Origin of the sequence: Flagellimonas pelagia (assembly GCF_003584135.1) — a bacterium.
In the GTDB taxonomy this organism is placed as follows: Bacteria; Bacteroidota; Bacteroidia; order Flavobacteriales; family Flavobacteriaceae; genus Flagellimonas; species Flagellimonas pelagia.
Genome location: NZ_QXFI01000025.1, coordinates 206862 through 226735 on the forward strand (window position 1 = coordinate 206862; position 19874 = coordinate 226735).

A 19874-nucleotide genomic window follows, 5' to 3' on the forward strand; every position below is an offset into this window, starting at 1 on the left:
AAACCTATGAAACAATCTCTACTCAGATGGGGCATTGCCGCCTGTATTCTCTTGTTTTACTTTACAGGTGAGGCTCAGGTAAAGAACAACTTTGAGGTCCGTTACGAAAACAAGCTCAAGGGTGATCTTACGTTCATTGCCAACAATATAGTAAACCGTGATGACAGTTCTAACAATCCTGAGGACCCCTACAATCTCACAGGAAACAGTTCGGAGTACAATGACCGTCTTAATATGCAATATATTGACATTGACGGGGACCCGAATACCTTTAGTTCCAGTAGCGCCACCTTATCCGTACCGGATCCAGACTGTTCTTTGATTCGGTATGCTGGACTCTATTGGTCTGCCGTATATAAGGGAAGTGACAGAAGTGACTTCAATCAGGTAAAATTCCAAGTGCCCGGAGGCTCCTATGTGGATTTGACCGCGGATGAAATCCTTTTTGATGGATATAATGATGCTGATTTTGGAAACTATAGCCCTTATGCCTGTTACAAGGATGTAACCTCGTTATTGACAGCCCTCCCTAATCCTGATGGGGAATATTTTGTGGCCAACGTTCGCGCCAGTTCCGGAAGTAGTATTACCGGGGGTATATCTGGCGGTTGGTCCTTGGTCGTGGTGTACGAAAATCCCACGCTACCCGGCAAATACATCACCACTTTTGATGGATATGCAGGTATCAAGTCCGGTCAGACCGTGGATATTCCCTTTAGCGGTTTCACAACCTTGCCTTCTCCTTTCCCGGTAAACGCCAAATTGGGTGTTGCCGCTTTGGAAGGAGATAATAGGATTCCCGGTGATCAATTGGCCATCAAGGCCGATAGCAATGGGTCTTTCACAACTTTATCCAACACCGCCAATCCTTCAACCAATTTTTTCAATAGTAATATTACCAACGAGGGTTCCATAGTAACCACAAGAAACCCTAACAGCACCAATACATTAGGATGGGATGTGGATCTATTTACCATACCGAACCCCAACCAGACCGTTATTCCCAATGACGAGACAGGAGCTACCCTCCGGGCGTCCTCTACACAGGATAAATATGACATTTTCTTCACCTCTCTGGATGTGGAGATCATTGAGCCTTTGATGAACTTGGCCAAAACCGTCGAGGACATTGGGGGTAATGACATTACGGGACAAGGAGTACATCTAGGTCAATACCTGGACTATGTGCTCAGGTTCCAAAATGTGGGGAACGATGATGCCGTGAACTACACCATCAAGGACGTACTTCCCATAAATGTGACTCTAGACGAGGCCAGTATAACCATGCCTGCAGGAGTTACCTACACTTATGACCCTTCAACCCGTACCATTGAATTCACCATACCCGACAGTATTGTTGAAGAAGGTGATCCTGCCTCAACTATTCGTATGCGGGTACAAGTGGCTGAAAACTGTTTCGACTTTATCGACGCCTGTACGGATATCATACAAAACTTGGCCTATTCCACCTATCAAGGGGCCATTAATACGGCGCAAATTACGGATGACCCCAGTGTATCCGATTTTGACGGCTGTGGATTTGGTACACCAGGTGCCACCAACTTCTTGTTGGACGACCTAAGTGCCTGTAATTTCAGTAGAACCGTCCAGCTCTGCGGTGATGATGTTTTGTTGGATGCCGGGGATAACTTTGACAATTATATCTGGTACAAGGACGAAAATGGAAACGGTCAAATAGACGTAGGTACAGATACTGTGATCACGGATGCCGATTCGGACAACGACCCCAGTACCATGCTCGTTTCCGAGGTGGGAACCTATATTGTGGACAAGCAGGTTGCCGACCCCTGTAAGGATTTTGAAGAAACCATTATTGTTGAACTTTTTGGTTCAGTGCAATCCAACCCTATAACCGCTTTGATCAATGATACTTCAAACACCATCGATGGTGATGTGATCGTTTGTCCTAATGACGGTAGTGAAACTCCTGAAATATTCCTGTGTGGTTTGAACGACACCGAATTGATACAGATCAACATCCCTGATGCCACCAGCATTGTTTGGGAACAATTGGACGAAGCCAGTTGCCCCGCGGTAACCGATGGTTGTGCCAACACCAATGCGGGTTGTACATGGAACACCGTTGATACTGGCAATGACTTTTTGGCCTCCAATTCAGGCCAATATCGATTGGTAATCAACTACCAAAACGGATGTTTCAGTAGATTTTATTTCAACATTTATAAAAACCCGCTAGATCCCCAATACACTTCTAGCGACATCATATGTAATACTCCCGGTAACATTACGGTGACCAATATGCCGTTGACCTATGAGTTCCAGTTGGTGAACCAAACTACAGGTACTGTTTTGGTTCCTTACCAATCCAACCCAAGTTTTGATATCGCTACCAATGGTGCCTACATGGTAGAGATGAGACAACAGGGCGTAACCGATGGCTGCGTCTTTGTTTTGGACAACATCGGGATCTTGGAAAGGGATTTTCAAGTCGATGTGACCTCAAAGGACACGGATTGCAACGGTTTGGGCGAGATTTCCATTTCGGTGCTCAATGTGGAGCCTCAATATTATTATGAAGTTTCTTTAGGCGGAACAGTGGTGGACACCTATGGTCCATCTACGGATAACAACTATACTTTTGAAAACTTAAACGATGGGGTATATGACATTTCCGTGTCTACGGATGACGGTTGTACCTACACCCAACAGGTAACCATCAACGATCTTACCGATCTTGAGCTGAATGCCAGGGTATCCCAACACATTACCTGTAAAGAAGGTAATATCCTTATGGAATCCACAGGGGGTAAAACACCTCATACCTATGCTATTTGGTCCTATGTGGATGAAGGTGGGAACACTGTTATTTCCTATCCTTCTGTTACGGACGTACCCGCATCGGCATTCCAGACCAGCCAAATTTTTGACATCTACGATCCAGGGCAATATACCTTTATTGTGGTGGACAGGAACAACTGCTACGACATTTCCAATACGGTTACCATAGAGTTTAGGCCTGCTGCTGATTTTAACGCAACCTCCACAACCGATGTATTGTGTTATGGTGATGCAACCGGAACCATAACCTTCAATTTGGTAAGCAGCAATGGCTACCAACTTACCTATTATTTGTTCGATGCCACTGGCTTTGATGAGGACAATTTCGATATCAATAATGCATTGGCCACTAACGCTTCCGGAAACTTTCCGGGGTTGGCAAGTGGTGATTATGTAGTGGTCATCAACCAGCGAAAAGGAAGTGCCGATTGCGATTATTTTGAATACCATACCATTTCCGCTCCATCCTTTGCTTTGGATGCGGATGCTGTTTTGGTACAAGGATACACTTGTTTGCAAGATGGTATTATCGAAGCGCAAAATGTTACAGGAGGGACCGCTCCATACCAATATAGTATTGATGGAGTCACCTTTGGCGCCTCTCCAACGTTCCCTAACTTGACCGATGGAACGTATTCCATCACCGTTAGGGATGATAATGGATGTACCTTTGTTACCAACTCCATCACTATCGATCCTTTGGATCCGCCAACCGATTTGAGTTTCTCGGCCACCAATCCAATCTGTCCAACATTTGTTTCCGATGTAACGGTAACACCTACTGGTGGCACACCTAATTTGGTATATGAAATTATTTCACCTGCCGGAAGTGCTGTGAACAATGGAAACAATGCAACTTTTGCCGGTTTGTCACCAGGTACCTATATGTTCCGTGTTACCGATGCAAACGGTTGTGCTTATGACGAATCCTTCACCATTGATCCTGTTACCGAAATTTCTGTGGTGGGCCAATTGGTGAGCAATATTACCTGTTTTGGTGATAGTGATGGGGAAATCCTATACACCGTAGCCAACTTTAACACGGACTATGACTACACGGTAACCGGTCCGGCCAACTTCTCAGGAAGTGCACAGACCAATGGAACCATTTCTTTGACCGGTTTGGCAGAAGGAAACTATACCATTAGCGTTACCGATAACTTTACCAACTGTACCGATACAGCCGATGTGACCATTTCGGCCCCACCAGCGGCTATTACGGCTCCTGTAACCGTAAACCAGCCAACTTGTATGGCCAATGGCGATGCCACAATAGTGGCATCGGGAGGATGGGGAAGTTACGCCTATGAAATCACATCGGCTCCAGCCGGTTACGTGCTTACAGGACCGCAATCCAATGGATTGTTTGCTAATTTAAATATTGGTGGAACCTATACTTTTACCGTAACAGACGCCAATGGTTGTGTATTCACGGATACCTTTGACATTATTCAGGCGGTGGCCCCGGTTTTGGCCATTGTTCCTAATGACATTTGTTATGATGATGCCGTGGGATTGACCCTGACCGCCAATGTAACTTCCGGTGGAGATGGAAATTTTGAATACAGTTTGAATGGAGGGCCATTTGGGGCCAGCAATGTATTTACAGGTCTAGGCCCGGGGTCTTATACCATAGATGTAAGGGATGGCAATGACTGTACCGATTCTGCCAACATTACCATAAATCCAGAATTAAGTGTAGTGGCATCTGCGCCGAACATTACGGCTTGTACCACAGATACCGATGTAACCATTACCGCTGCGGGCGGGGATGGAAACTATGTCTATGCCGTGGTTGCCAATGGCGTTTCCCCAACGGCTGGGGACTTTTCTACAACCAATCCCATAACGGTTACAGGAGGAGCTGGTGATTACGATGTATATGTGAGGGACAATGGTGGGGCTATGGATTATTGTGAGGCTACCTACGACATTACTATCGTTCAGGATGACCCTTTGGCAATTTCTATATCCAATACCGATATTCTTTGTAGTGGTGAATCCCAAGCCCAGATCACCATAACGGCATCGGGTGGCGAAGCACCGTATTTGTACAGTATCAACAATGGCACTACCTATCAGCCTTCGAACATATTTTATAACCAGCCTGCAGGAAGCTACAACATCCGCGTTAGGGATGCCAACAACTGTGAGGTAACCCAAATCTATACCATTACCGAGCCCTTGACGCTTTCCGCTTCAGCAGCTGTTACCGCTCTTGCAGAATGTTACCCGGGTATGGGCGCCGAGGTAAGGATTACCAACGCCATCGGGGGTACCGCTCCTTACGAATACAGTTTTGATGGTGGTTCCACCTATGGTGCTAGTTCCATTGGGTACCTGCTTCCTGGTACACACACCCTTTACATTAGGGATGCCAATCTGTGTAGTTATCCTATGACGGTGACCATTGACCCGGAACCAACCCCTCCAACCGCTACCACTTCTATTGACTATGAGTGTGATGGCGAGGGAACTATTACGGTAACTCCAAGTAGCACTGATTTCGATTACACATACGAAATAGATGGCAACCCCAACACGCCCGACACATCCAATATTTTTTCTGATGTGGCCGTTGGAAGTCATACCATCACAGTAAACTATACCAGCAATATAGCGCCATCACCCAGTGTGTTGCTATTGGAAACCTTTGGAACTGGTCCAAATACTAGTATCCCAGAGGTAGATCCGGCCTATTGCTACGAACCTCAAAATGGTGCCGTGAACTCATGTGGTTGGGGTATTGACACCCACATTCAGGATGGGGAATACTCTGTTACCCAGACCATTGTAAATCCTTATGGTACATGGTTAAGTCCAAATGACCATTCTGGTTTGGCCAATGGTCGATTTTTGGCCATGAACGTTGGAGGGGCAGTAGGTCCAAACGGAATCATTTACGCTAAAAGAAATATTGAAGTAGTGGCCAATAGGGATATTACCATTTCCCTTTGGGCTTTCAACCTATTAAGAACAGGAACCAGTGGTGCCGATCCTGATATCGACATTCAGTTGGTAGATGGTGGCGGAACCGTTATTGCGAGCACTACCACAGGAAATGTTCCCAAAAACAACGGCGTCAATGATTGGCAAAATTATACGGTGACTCTTAACCCAGGAGCCAATACCAATCTTGACATCATAATAAGAACCAATTCTGCCGTAACAGGTGGAAACGATATCGCCATAGATGATATTGAAGCTTTCCAAACCCCAGAAGTTTGTACAGATTCTTTGACTCTGAACGTAACTGTGGAAGATGGTCATGCTTTCGATGCTGCCATTACCAACTTCACCAATCTTACTTGTAACGGTGCGGCTGATGGTTCCATCACTTTTGAAGCTGAAAACTTTGATCCGGCCACCGGATTTACCTATCAAGTGGATGGAGGTGCTGTTTCTGCGGCTCAATTTGCCAGCCCTATTACGGTAAATGGCCTTGCCGCTGGCAACCATACCATCACCATTGTAGATCTTAGAGATCCTGCGTGTTCCGTGGTGCTCAACCAAACGTTGACCGAACCTGTGGTATTGGATGTTACGGCCTCCATTACTACCCAACTGACCTGTACCAACGGAGGAGCTGTCATTACGGCTGCTGCCACAGGGGGTACCCCAACCTATCAATACCAATTGGAAGATGGTGTTGGCGGTATTTTGGTGGCCTTCCAATCATCAACCGTTTTCAACGGCCTTACTGCCGGTGATTATGTGGTAAGGGCAAGGGATACCAATCTTTGCGAGGATGTTACGACTGTGATGACCGTAGTGGCCCCGACACCCATCGTGTTCACATCGACCCCAACAGCATGTTATAGCGGAAACAATGACGGAAGCATTCAAGTGGATGTGACCAGTGGAAACGGCAACTATCAATTTAGTTTGAACGGAGGCCCTTGGATGACCCCAACGCCTGCAACCGGAACCACTTATACTTTCGGAAATCTGACTGCTGGCACTTACACCATTGATGTTCGTGATCAATACGGATGTCTTGGTGTACAACAGAATGTGACCATCGTGGATGCGTTGGTTGCCCAAGTGCAAGTAGTGGACGTTTCCTCTTGTGCGGATGGAAGCATCACTGTAACTGCCTCAGGCGGATCGCCCACTTTGCAATACGCATTTGTATTGACGGGAGGTGACCCTACCGGTTTGTTCACCGCATCCAACGTATATAGCGTAACTACTGGTAATGATGGCACCTATGATGTGTACGTAAGGGATAATTCTGCTACTGCTCCATATTGTGAATATATGGAAACGGTGACCGTTAATCCTGGAGTGCCATTGACCATGACGGCCACACCAACAGATCCACAGTGTCATGATGGCACAGGTTCCATTTTGGTTGACATTACATCCGGTTTAGCTCCATACACTATTCAGATTGTGGACTTGGACAATGGTGGAGCTTCCAACCAAACCAACAGCAATGTATTGGCTTCAACCAGAACGTATTACAACCTAATGCCGGGTGACTATACCATTAATGTCACCGATGCCGCAGGTTGTACAGTAACAGACACACAAACCATCAATAATCCCGATGAACTTACAGGTGTGGTTTCTGGAATTACACCTCCAACCTGTACTGGCTTAGCAAGTGATTTTGGTTTTGGCTTCTCGGGATACCCTACAACTTTAGGCACCATTGAGTTTAGTGCTGATGGTGGTACCACTTGGATCGGGGATAATTCCAATCCTGGTCTATCCGATCAATTCACAGGTTATAATTCAGGTGATACCGTATATCCTTCCATGAGAACCGTGGACGGATTGGGTAACACGCTCTGTCAGACGGATCTGCCCCCTTTCATCATTCCATATCCATTGGATGATCTGGACATTACCATTTCTGCTTTGGTGGTAAATTGTAATGAACTACAGGTAACCGTACAAGGTTCCGAAGGTTCTCCCGGATATGATTATGCCTACTCGGATGATCCGGCAAACTTTAACCCTGCAACCGCAACCTGGTTTGCCGGTGGAAGTGTTGACAATTTGGGCAACCCAGTTACCGCAGGATATGGTATGTATCAATGGACAGGCTTGGTTCCCGGGAGAACATATGTTTTCTACGTAAGGGATAGTGGCGGTTGTGTTAGACAAAGTAATGTGAATGTCAATGATTTGATTACCGTTCCTTTGGAAATCACCTCGACCATCACTCCAAGTTGTTTTGGTTTGAGCAACGGAAGCATTACCTATACCGTAACCGATAACCAAGCTCCATTTGAAACACAATTCAGATGGAACTTCTACGATATGAGTTCTGGTTCCCCTGTTTTGGTAAGCAGTAGTGGCATTGTTCCCTATGCTTCCCCACAAGATATTACCCTAACAGGACTACCTGCAGGAAACTACTATATTGAAGTAATTGAGGTTGATGGAAGCAATGTTGACAGTTGTGTGGGTGCCACGGAAAATGAACTGTTGGAAGAGTTGGACCCATTATCTGGAACACCTGTGGTCCTACAGAATATCAGTTGTAATGCCCCGGGATTGATCCAGATTCAAAACCCTCTTGGTGGTGGTGGCATCTACACCTATACCGTAACAGGTCCTGCCGGATTTACAACCATCACTTCAACTTCAGATAACCCTATTGAGATTCCTGCCAATTCACCTGCAGGAAACTATGACGTAACCATGCAAGACCAATATGGTTGTGGGGTGAACTTGGGTACGGTTCCATTGACCTTGACCCCTAATCCGACCATTGACAGTGTGGTAATAGATAATTGTGCCGCTCCGATCACAGTAACCATCAACGCCACAAGTACTGCTGCCCAAATCTTCTATTCTTTGGATGGTGGGGCTACTTATGTGGACAATGGTGGTGTGTTCAACAATGTGGCGCCAGGAACTTACAATGTTGCTATCATCGACAGCAACGGATGTATGGACACAGATACGATTGTAGTACATCCTCCTTTGGAATTTACGGCGATTCAAACGGTTGCTTTGGATTGTGAGCCCGGTTCCGCTGCCAACGCAGAAATTGAAATAACCGTAATAGCTGGATCAGGAAATTACGAGTACTTGATAGATGGCCCTGGAACCAACGACGAGGTAAGAGGCGTACTCCCGTCCAATCCATTTACGTGGACCGGTGCAGGTGCCGCTGGAGATTATGTAGTAACCGTTTTTGACATTGGAACAGTACCAACCTGTTCCAAGATCATAACAGTTGGTGTGCCAGATGCGCCCCTTCCTTCCTTTACAGAAACCCATATGGATGTGAGTTGTTTCGGAGGAAGTGATGGTAGCATCACCCTGCACGAAGTGGATAACGGGGTGGGTCCATTGACATTTACCCTAAGTCCAATGCCAGCGGGAGCTGTATTGAACGGTACCACTTTTGAAAACCTTCCTGCGGGCACATACAGTGTTCGCGGTGTGGGTACCAATAGCTGTTTTGATGATATTTTCAATATCATCATTGGCGAGCCCGCAACTATTGTGGTTCCTGCTCCAACGGTTGTTGAATTCGGGTGTACTGCCGGGAACAACACCAATAATGCCACTATTACTGTGGATACTGCTTCCATCACTGGAGGTAGTGGAACCTATGTTATCTATGAATTTATCAACGATGCCGGTTCTGTAGTGGTACAATCTGGCAGCAACCCTGTTTATACAGAAACCAATACCGCGGGGGGTAACTATACTATCAATGTATATGATGAAAACGGCTGTTTGGGTACAACTACAGCGGTAATCGCTCCGTTTGATAGTCTGGACAATGCCACCATCACTGTATCTGATGTTGCAACCTGTGTTAATGGTGAAAACATTACCATTACCGCAAATGGTTTTATTACCAACTCAACCGCAAATCCTGCCAACTATGAATTTAGGGAGTTGCCTTCTGGCACCTTCCAAGCATCTGGAAGCTTTACGGGTCTATCTGTTGGTGTTCATACCTTTGAGGTGAGAAACACGGTTACAGGATGTATCCTTACCGTTTACCACGAAGTGGCCGATCCAGAAGTATTGGATCTGATCGTAGTGGGCACCACAAACATCACGTGTTATGGTGATACGGATGGCACCGTGGAATTGAACTTGGTGGATGCATCCAATGTGACCTACCCAAGCGCAACCAGCTATACCTTGTATTACGACATTAACCATACGCCGACCAACTTGGCCGATGACGTAGTGACCACTGGATCTGATGCCGATGGAAGCTTTACCATCACGGGTCTTGCGGCAGGTACGTATTATATAGAAGTAACCGATACCAACCCTCCGGGTTCTGCTTGTGTGTACAGCGAATCGTTCAACATCGCTGGTCCAGCAGCTACCATTACTGGTGCAAGGGTGGTGACCGATATTACCTGTGACCCAGGAAATGATGGTATCATAGAAGTTATAGATGTTCAAGGTGGATGGGGCGGATATTCCTATTATGTGAGCACAACACCTAACCCTGATCCCAATGATCCTTTAAACTATGTGTCCAACCCAAGGTTTGAAAACCTTTCGGACGGCACCTATGAAGTTTGGGTTATGGATCAAGCAGGCTGCTCTGTACAGTTGCCAGATGTGCCTTTGACCTTACCTATACCAATTTCCGCGGATTTGAGAATCAATCAAGCCAATTGTACCAACCTACAAGGAGAAATTGAAGTTGTGGGCATTCCAGCAACCAACCCTGTAAGCGGTGGTCAAGGAAGCAATTATACCTATCAATTGATCAAGGATGGTACTAACTCTGGTTCCCCGCAAACAAATACCATTTTCTCTGGATTGGGTGCTGGTTCCTATGAAGTCTACATAGAAGATCAATGGGGTTGTTCTACAACCGTGGGCCCTGTAGTGCTGACGAACGCCATGACGGCCAATGCCACCGTAGTCAAACCTATTGATTGTACCGTAAACCCAGGTGGACAGATTACCATCAATGTCAGTGGAGGTTCTTCCAACTTGACCTTTGATGTGGTTTACCCTGATGGCTTTACAACGGCTAGTAATGCAACCGGTGTATTTACTGGACTTATCCAGCCAGGTGTTTATACCTTCACCATTACGGATAATGATACGGCTACGCCTTGTACCTATGTGGTTACCCAAGAATTGGATGACAAGGTTGATCCTATAATCGATGACGTACTAATTGATGATGTAAACTGTAATGGCGGTTCTGACGGAAGTTTGACCGTAGTATTGGATCCTGCTACCATAGTAGATCCCGTATACACCTATGAGCTTTACAGAATGTCAAATCTAGGAACACCATACCGATTTGCACAGTCCAGCCCAGTGTTCGATAATCTTCCTGCGGACAGCTACCGTGTAAGGGTGATTTCATCCAGGGCCTGTGAGGATACCTTCGATGTTACTGTGGGACAACCCGCCCCATTGACAGCTTCTGCGGTGGCCACGGACTTTGTTTGTAATCCAAACAATGCAGTAAACACTTCAACCATTACCATTAGCCCGGTTGGTGGAACAGGACCTTATTTCTACAGTAGGGATAATGTGAATTTCCAATCCTCAAACTCGATTCCTATAGTGGATACGGGCGTTGATCAAAACATTACCCTATATGTGAGGGATAGCAATGGTTGTACTACCACCACTTCTGTGATGATACCGACCATCAACAAATTTAGTGTTGCGGTAACCCAAATCACGCCTATCAGTTGTTCCGATTATGAAGAAGTGTTGTTGACCGTTAACGACAATGGTGATGTAACAAACATCTATGACTTTGAACTGTTACCAATTGGTAATACCTATGGAACATTGACGGGTACTCCGACCAGTACTACTGCAACCTTCGAGTTGTATGCACCCGGAACCTATACTTTTAGGGTAACTGACAGGGATACAGGTTGTTATGTAACTACAGTTGCTTATACCATTCCCCCATATGATACCATAGACGTTATAGCAACGGCCACTTCTCCTGCCATGTGTTTTGGAGATGCGGGTACTTTGGAAATCAATGTTACTGGTTATACTGGTGCTTATAGTTATGAAGTCTTCATGGCCAATGGAACCACAACAGGTATCGTAGGAACAGGAAATACTTCAACCAACCCATTGAGCATCACAGACCCTGCCTTGGTGGGTGGAAACTACTTTGTACGTGTTACCGAAACCGGTTATCCAAAGTGCGTTGAGGATTCCAACACCATTACCATTATGTCCCCAAGCAGCCCATTGGCGTTTGTTCCTCAGGAAGTGGCCAATGTGACCTGTACCAATGACCAAGGGGAGATATTGGTAGCCCCAACGGGTGGTTATGCGCCTTATGATATCATCTTGACCAATACCACAACAACCCAAGTGTACACGGTGAACAATGTGAACAGCTTTGTATTTACAGGGCTTGCTGCTGGCGCATATGAAGTTAGGGTTACTGATAATGGTGGTTGTGAAATGGTTGACAACTCACTTACATTGTCTTTGCCAACACCCATAACTGCTGATGTTGATGCGGCTCCGATTGACTTGACCTGTTACGGAGACGAAAGTGCCTCTGTATGGGCCTACAATGTTGCCGGAGGTGAAGGTTCTTATGTATACCAGTTGAACATCTATGATGCAACAGGAACCAACATTGTCTTCACAACAGGAGAGCAAGGCAACAATACCTTTACTGGGTTGGGTGCTGGAATTTATAGCATTACCGTGTCCGATGGATGGAACTGCGGTATAGAAACCCCACAGGTCACCATCAATGAGCCAACTGAAGTTATGGCTTCTTTGATACAGGTTACTGAAATGACTTGTCTTAATGATGCCGAAATTAGATTGACGGCAGCTGGAGGAAACGGTTCCTATGAATACAGTAGCGACAACATCAACTTTACCCCAATGGGTGGTAATTCGGTTACCCTTACCGTTGGAGCTGGTGTATACCAATTCTATGTACGTGACACCAATGGTTGTGAGGCTGAAATTTCCAACCAGGTGAGTATAGATTCTATCCCACCTCTTACTTTGAATATTGACGAATCTGCAGCGATCATCAACTGTATGGGAGAAGCATCGGCAACCATCATTGCATCTGCAACTGGTGGTCTGGGTAACTACAACTATGAACTATTCTCTGATGCTGCGTTGACAAACTTGTTGGCCGGACCACAAACCAGTGGCACCTTCAACATGTTACCGGCTGGCAGCTATTATGTTCGAGTAACCAGTGAGGACTGTGTGGAGGTTTCTCCAGAAATTGTAATCGTAGACCCAGCTCCATTACAGGTTGATAATCAAGATTTCACCAATGTTACCTGTTCCGGAATGGACGATGGTACCATTACTGTGGAAGTTTCCGGAGGTACTGGACAGATTCTTTATGCCATTTCTCCAAACTTGGATCAATTTGATACTGAAAATACCTTTACCGATTTGGCTCCTGGTATCTATGATGTGATTGCACAGGATGTGAACGGATGTTTCATCACCTTCCAATTCGAAATCACTCAACCAGAACCTATTCAGGCCGAGGCAGTGAACATCATGCACGAAGTGTGCTACAACAGTGCCGATGGTTCGTTTGAATTGCAAATCACTGGAGGAACTGCGCCTTATGAAACCAGTCTGGACTCCAATGCAGATGCAGATTTTGTACAAGACCAGTTCTTGTTCCAAAACCTTTCTGCAGGTACCCATGTGGTCTTTATTAGGGATGCCCAAGGTTGTGATACCAACGTATTCGTAGAAATTGAACCCGGAGTGAACCTTGCTGCTACCGTTACCCCAATGTACGAGTGTACTGGTAATATTCCTGATAACTACCTGGATATTGTGTTCGAAGATCCTTCGGTTTCTGCAGATGTATTATACGCATTGGATTCCACTGATCCTGCAGATATGCAATTGACCGCAGATTATAGAAATATGGCACCTGGTGACCATTATATCACCATTGCACATGCTAATGGATGTATGACCACCTATGATTTTACCATAGAAGGTTACGAGCCGCTTACCTTGGTATTGGAGAACAATGTCATCAACCAGATTACAGCTATTGCCAATGGCGGTGTGGAAGAATATACCTTCTATTTCAACGATCATAACAATGGCACTGATAACACCTTTTTCATTAACCGAACCAATACCTATACAGTCACTGTAATAGATCAAAACGGTTGTGAGGTTCAGGCACAGATATTTATGGAATTTATAGATGTGGAATTCCCTAGTTTCTTTACACCAGATGGTGATGGATTGAACGATACTTGGATCCCAGATCATTTAGAAGGCTTCCCTAATGCACTAATTAAGATTTACGATCGTTATGGTAGAGTAGTGGAAGAGATGACCCGCGATACCCAAGGTTGGGATGGTGATTACGATGGAAAACCTTTGCCAACGGGTGACTACTGGTATGTAGTTAAACTGAAAGGTGAACTTGACGATCGTGAGTTCGTGGGCCACTTCACCCTATATCGACAATAACGCTTAACCTGCTGACCCCATGTTCAAAAAAGTATTTTCAACTATCTTCCTTTTTTTGTTGGCACTTTGTGCCAGTGGACAGGAGTTGACCATACCACAACTTTCACAATATATTGCAGATAACCCCTTTATCATGTCCCCGACCTATGCAGGTATCGGGGACCATATAAAGGTCCGTCTCAATGGTCTTACCCAATGGGTGGGCATCAAGGACGCACCGGACACCCAAACCCTAGCGGCAGATGCCAGGATAGGAAACCGTTCCGGTATAGGTATGTTATTGTATAACGACAGTAATGGGGAGACCAAACAGAGGGGGGCAAGGGTTTCTTTTGCACACCACCTTACCTTGGACAGGTATGATGATATCTTTCTTTCTTTTGGTATATCGTACAACTTTAACCAGTTTAGAATCGATGTTGAGAACTTTAATGCCAACAATGGACAGCTTCCTACAGACGATAAGGCAACCACCAACCATAACTTTGATCTTGGGGTTTTGTACCGCTACAGTAAATTCTACTTCAGTTTGAATGCTTCTAATATCCTACCCAAAAATTTAGAACGGTTCAACCCTACTTTCGAACCCAATACCTTACGGAACTATTATGTGTACACAGGTTATAGTATCTCCAAGAGCAAGAACAGTAAATTGGAGATTGAACCTTCTATTTTCTTTCAGTGGTTTGAAAGCGACGGCCGTTCGGTAACCGATCTTAACGCCAAATTCCGTTTTCACGATTTTGAGGATTATTATTATGTTGGGCTTACCTATCGTTTTTTGAACGACCAATGGGGAGCGCCCTTGTATATTGCCCCAATAGCAGGTTTCAAAAAGAACAATTTTTATTTTGGATACTCCTATCAGATCATTACCAACGAAATTTTGGGATACAGTACTGGTACACACGTTCTTACGGTAGGGATGGATCTCTTCCAAGGAATCAGTAACTGTAGGTGTATGTATTGATTTAGCCCGTTTTATCCTATTTTTGCCGTTCTTAAAGGCATCTCTGTGGGAAAAATTAAGCTAAAAAACATCCGTATCCACTCCAACCATGGTTGTTTGAAGGAAGAAATGCTCATCGGTAGCGACTATCGGGTAGACCTTGAAGTGACCGCCGATCTTGCCCGACCTGCTTTATCTGACAAGCTAGACGAAACAGTAGACTACGTGCACCTCAACAACATTGTAAAAGAAGAAATGTCCGTACGTTCCAACCTGTTGGAACATGTTGCCAAACGTATCATTGATCGTATTCTTGAGGAGATTTTGGAAGTGACCGAAGTTGAGGTTGAGGTAGCAAAAATAAATCCGCCCATAGGCGGAGATGTGGAGAGCGTTTCGGTGAAACTCGGATTTACTCGATGAAACGCAGTTTTTAAAAAGCTGGTAATGTTAAACTTTTTTAATTTTGTCTACAACTGAAACGGCATTGTGGTCGAATTGGACAGACAAAGTCCCGCAAGGATTTTTATGGTGGTTCGAGTCCACCCGATGCCTCAAAGATAAACTTTTTATTAAAGTTATCCCTCTACTTATTTAGATAATTTACCCTCTAAAAATTCATAAAATATTTATAGCTTTGCCAACCTAATTGGCATCGTGGCCGAGTGGCTAGGCAGAGCTCTGCAAAAGCTTGTACAGCGGTTCGAATCCGCTCGATGCCTCAAAACCCAGTACAATGTGCTGGGTTTTTTTGTTATATCTTTTCTATTTTTTCAATTTCGTCCTTGATGTCGAACCTGTCTTTTGGAAGGAAACCTTTGATAATCAATACAATGCCACAAATAATCAAAATGATACCGAGCCCTTTTTTGATGAGTACGATCCGTTCCTGGGTAAGATAACGTTTCAATTGTTTGGCCAAAATAATCTTTAAAAGATCTGTTCCGAAATACACCAAAATCACCGTACTGAAGAAGACGAACATCCTATTGGGATCATTATCCAAACTTGGACCGACAACTATTATCAACCCCAACCAAAAGGCCAAAACCCCAATATTGATGAAATTCAATAAAAATCCCTTGGCCAAAAGACCCAGATACGTTCCTTTGGTTGCCTTTACATTGGCCCTTTTCTTTGCTTTTTTCACAAATAGGAAGATGCCATATACCAGAAGGATCATACCACCAAAGACAAAGAGCCCAGGTTGGTTGCTCAAATTTTCCAGCAGTTGAAAACTACTGAAATAGGCAATGGTCAAAAAAACAATATCCGCTATAATTACTCCTATATCCAAACTTACCCCAGCCCTAAATCCTTTTGTGGCACTGGTTTCCAGCAACACAAAGAACACCGGTCCGATCATAAAGCTCAACAAAAATCCCAGAGGGATTGCTGTTTGGATATCTTCAATCATTTTTTAATGTACTCTTTTTACTTTTCCGCCAAATAAGGTTTGTTCATCCATTTTTTTTGGGTCTCCATAGACCAACACCTCACCACCCGCCTTTACATTGGCCTTAACATAATCCGTGGCATAAATTTCTGCACTCCCCCCTGCATTTACACTGATTGTAGTGAATTTAGTCTTGAAAGTCTTTCCTGTGTAAATACCACCAGTGTTGATGATCACATCTTGCGTATTGGAAAAACCTGCGGTCAATATTTTACCTCCAGAAACCGCCTTTATCAACAACTGGTCCACTTGGCAGTTGATTTCCAATTCTCCTCCTTCCTGTGCCTTAAGTTCTAAAATTTCTTGCACATAGGTACCATCCGAGGAAATTCTGGCATCTTCGTTCACATCGATTACTACCAGTTCTTCTGTGTGATACAAATCCACATAGGTACGGTACCCACTAAAAATTTTGTCTATTTCCATCCGGATTTTGAGCACCCCATCATTGTTCACAATGGCCACTTTATCTGTGTTGGCTCCCGTAATCACCGCTTTGTTTTCTTTTCCTTTGATAAGATTTATGGAAAGTCCATCAAAACCTTTTACCTCCGTAAACTTTTGTAGGTTCTTTGTTACGGTTGCTTCCTGTGCCTGCGCACAGGAAAGGGTTAGGAACAACATAACAAGTGTAATTTGTTTCATGTTATAAAAATTTGGTTCTCAATAGGATAACAAATTTTATTCCAAAATAGTATCATTCCCTTTTACCAATCAACGAAAAGTCGAGGTGTCTTTTCAACAAATCGGTATCCTTCACCATAACATACACCTCGTCTCCCAACTGGTACATGCGCTTGGTCCGTTCCCCGATAATGGCATATTGGCGTTCATCAAAAATGTAATAATCATCCCGAATATCCCGAATCCTTACCATTCCCTCACATTTGTTTTCAATGATTTCCACATAAATGCCCCATTCGGTCACTCCGGAAATCACACCCAAAAACTCTTGATCCTTATGGTCCTGCATAAACTTAATCTGCATGTATTTTACAGAATCACGTTCCGCGTTGGCTGCCAACAGTTCCATATCGGAGGAATGCTTGCATTTTTCTTCATAAATCACGGCCTTGGGTTGCTGGCCACCATCCAAATAATGCTGCAGTAATCGGTGCACCATCACGTCCGGATACCTTCTGATGGGCGAAGTAAAATGCGTGTAATAATCAAAGCCCAGACCATAATGGCCAATGTTTTCCGTAGTATAAATCGCTTTGCTCATACTGCGGATGGCCAAGGTATCCACCAAGTTTTGTTCTTTTTTGCCCTTAACATCTTCCAATAACTGGTTCAGGGACTTGTTGATGCTCTTTCTATCCTTCAGGTTGATACTATGTCCGAATCTGGAAATAACGCCGTTCAAGGCCATCAATTTTTCCTCATCCGGCTTGTCATGCACACGATAGACAAAGGTTTTTTTCTGCTTCCCGATAAACTCCGCCACCTTTCTATTCGCCAAGAGCATAAATTCCTCTATCAACTTATTGGCATCCTTGGCTTCTTTGAAATACACACTTTCAGGCTCGCCGTTTTCGGAGAGGTTGAATTTTACCTCGATTTTATCAAAAGAAATGGCCCCTGCATCCATACGTGCCTTGCGCATAATCTTGGCCAATCTATCAAAAGTGAGAATGGCATCAACGATTTCATCCGAAACTGAATACACATTGCCCCGGATGGAAATTTCTTCTGGAATCTGTGAACCACCAGTTTCTATGATATGTTGGGCTTCCTCATAAGCAAACCGCTCATTGGAATTGATAACGGTCCGTCCAAACCATTGGTCCACCACTTTGCCCTTTTCATCCATTTCAAAAACAGCGGAAAATGTATATTTTTCTTCGTTTGGCCTTAAAGAACAAGCCAAATTGGACAATACCTCGGGCAACATCGGAACCACGCGATCCACTAAATATACCGAAGTGGCCCTTTCATAGGCTTCATCTTCCAGGACCGTACCCAATTCTACATAATGGGAAACATCCGCAATGTGGATACCTATTTCGTAATGGCCATTTTCCATTTTCTGAAAGGAAAGCGCATCATCAAAATCCTTGGCATCCTTGGGATCTATGGTAAAGGTGAGCACCTCACGCATATCCCTTCGTTTGGCAATTTCAGATGCCTTGATGGAAGTATCCAATGTCTTCGCAAACTGTTCCACTTCATAAGGGAACCCATACGGAAGCCCGTATTCCGCTAAAATGGCATGGATTTCTGTATTGTGTTCTCCTGGTTTGCCCAATACTTCCACTATTTCCCCATAGGGAGACTCTGCATCATCCGGCCAATCGCCAAGGTTTACCAACACCTTATCCCCGTCTTCGGCTTTCTTGAGCTTTTCCAGGGGAATAAAAATATCCGTATACATCCGGGAATCTGTAGGTCTTACAAAAGCAAAGCGCTTTTGTTTGTCCACAATGCCCACATAGGAACTCTTTTTCCGTTCCAAAACCTTGGATATTTCCCCCTCCGGCTTTTTACCTTTTCGACTGGGTTTTAGGAACACTTCCACGGTATCACCATGGAAAGCTTTGTTCAATCTATTGTTGGGAATAAAGATGTCCTGATCCAATTCATCCACAATTACATAGGCATTACCGCTGGAGGTCAAATCTACCTTGCCCGTAAAATATGTATGCAAGGTCGGTTTCTTTTGATACTTGCCTCGCTCCACTTCCGCAATACGGTCCGAAGCTTTCAGCTGGCCCAAACGTTTGATCAGTTCGTTCCTATCCTGCGTATCTGTAATCCCTAATTTAGATGCTATTTGCTTGTAATTGAAGCTCTTGGATGGTTCTTTTTCCAGAACCGTAAAAATGCCTTTCGTTATCTCATTCTTCCTCTGACCTTTGGCCCTCTTCTTTTTCTTTGACATTTACGTCCTTATTTTTTTGAAAAATACGAATTATAATTCTTGGCCCACAAGGATTGATACAGGAATCACAAACAATACGTTCTTATCAACAATTATCAATAGTATCTTTTTTCTTCTTTCTTTAAATTTTAAAAAATGATGATGATGATGTATTGTTGAAATGTGGAATAAAATTTTGAACCAAATATTGCTTTGAACAGTGAAAAAATTTTGTTCACAATTTTTCAGACCTAAAGAAATATAAGAATCAAGCCTTTAGAAATGTTATCCACGATTTTTGATAACCGTTTTCAACATCAATTTATTGAAAAGTAAATGTATCCTTAATGTTAATTAGAGGG

The 19874-nt window shown here is 44.3% G+C and carries 6 protein-coding genes and 2 tRNA genes; 5 read left to right on the plus strand and 3 right to left on the minus strand.

Features of this window, described 5'->3' with window-relative positions:
- Window positions 1-6: 6 nt before the first annotated feature.
- The 5 genes from D2V05_RS09850 (at window position 7) to D2V05_RS09865 (ending at window position 15918) form a co-directional block, all read left to right on the plus strand.
- On the plus strand, window positions 7-14247 hold the full coding sequence (locus tag D2V05_RS09850; RefSeq protein ID WP_183114817.1) for a T9SS type B sorting domain-containing protein: 14241 nt from the start codon (window positions 7-9) through the stop codon (window positions 14245-14247).
- Window positions 14248-14266: 19 nt separating this feature from the next.
- Window positions 14267-15217, plus strand: coding sequence for a PorP/SprF family type IX secretion system membrane protein (locus D2V05_RS09855; protein WP_119647412.1), 951 nt, complete (start codon window positions 14267-14269; stop codon window positions 15215-15217).
- A gap of 45 nt (window positions 15218-15262) precedes the next feature.
- Window positions 15263-15619 (plus strand): dihydroneopterin aldolase, encoded by a 357-nt coding sequence (folB, locus tag D2V05_RS09860; protein ID WP_119639224.1) that lies wholly within the window; start codon window positions 15263-15265, stop codon window positions 15617-15619.
- A 60-nt stretch (window positions 15620-15679) separates the two neighbouring features.
- Window positions 15680-15751: transfer RNA gene (locus tag D2V05_RS19685), tRNA-Cys, on the plus strand.
- Window positions 15752-15847: 96 nt separating this feature from the next.
- Window positions 15848-15918: transfer RNA gene (locus tag D2V05_RS09865), tRNA-Cys, on the plus strand.
- Between the two features lie 32 nt (window positions 15919-15950).
- Here D2V05_RS09865 and D2V05_RS09870 read toward each other — a convergent pair.
- From D2V05_RS09870 to rnr, 3 genes are read right to left on the minus strand one after another with little or no spacing between them, the layout of a single operon-like run.
- On the minus strand, window positions 15951-16613 hold the full coding sequence (locus D2V05_RS09870; protein ID WP_119647413.1) for a LysE family translocator: 663 nt from the start codon (window positions 16611-16613) through the stop codon (window positions 15951-15953).
- Between the two features lie 3 nt (window positions 16614-16616).
- Window positions 16617-17297 (minus strand): head GIN domain-containing protein, encoded by a 681-nt coding sequence (locus D2V05_RS09875; protein WP_119647414.1) that lies wholly within the window; start codon window positions 17295-17297, stop codon window positions 16617-16619.
- 52 nt (window positions 17298-17349) lie between these two features.
- On the minus strand, window positions 17350-19533 hold the full coding sequence (gene rnr, locus D2V05_RS09880) for a ribonuclease R (RefSeq protein ID WP_119647415.1): 2184 nt from the start codon (window positions 19531-19533) through the stop codon (window positions 17350-17352).
- Window positions 19534-19874 lie beyond the last annotated feature (341 nt).

Coding starts and splice junctions, on each gene's coding strand:
- D2V05_RS09870 (WP_119647413.1), bottom strand. CDS start 16,613: ATGATTGAAGATATCCAAACAGCAATCCCTCTGGGATTTTTGTTGAGC.
- D2V05_RS09855 (WP_119647412.1), top strand. CDS start 14,267: ATGTTCAAAAAAGTATTTTCAACTATCTTCCTTTTTTTGTTGGCACTT.
- rnr (WP_119647415.1), bottom strand. CDS start 19,533: ATGTCAAAGAAAAAGAAGAGGGCCAAAGGTCAGAGGAAGAATGAGATA.
- D2V05_RS09850 (WP_183114817.1), top strand. CDS start 7: ATGAAACAATCTCTACTCAGATGGGGCATTGCCGCCTGTATTCTCTTG.
- D2V05_RS09875 (WP_119647414.1), bottom strand. CDS start 17,297: ATGAAACAAATTACACTTGTTATGTTGTTCCTAACCCTTTCCTGTGCG.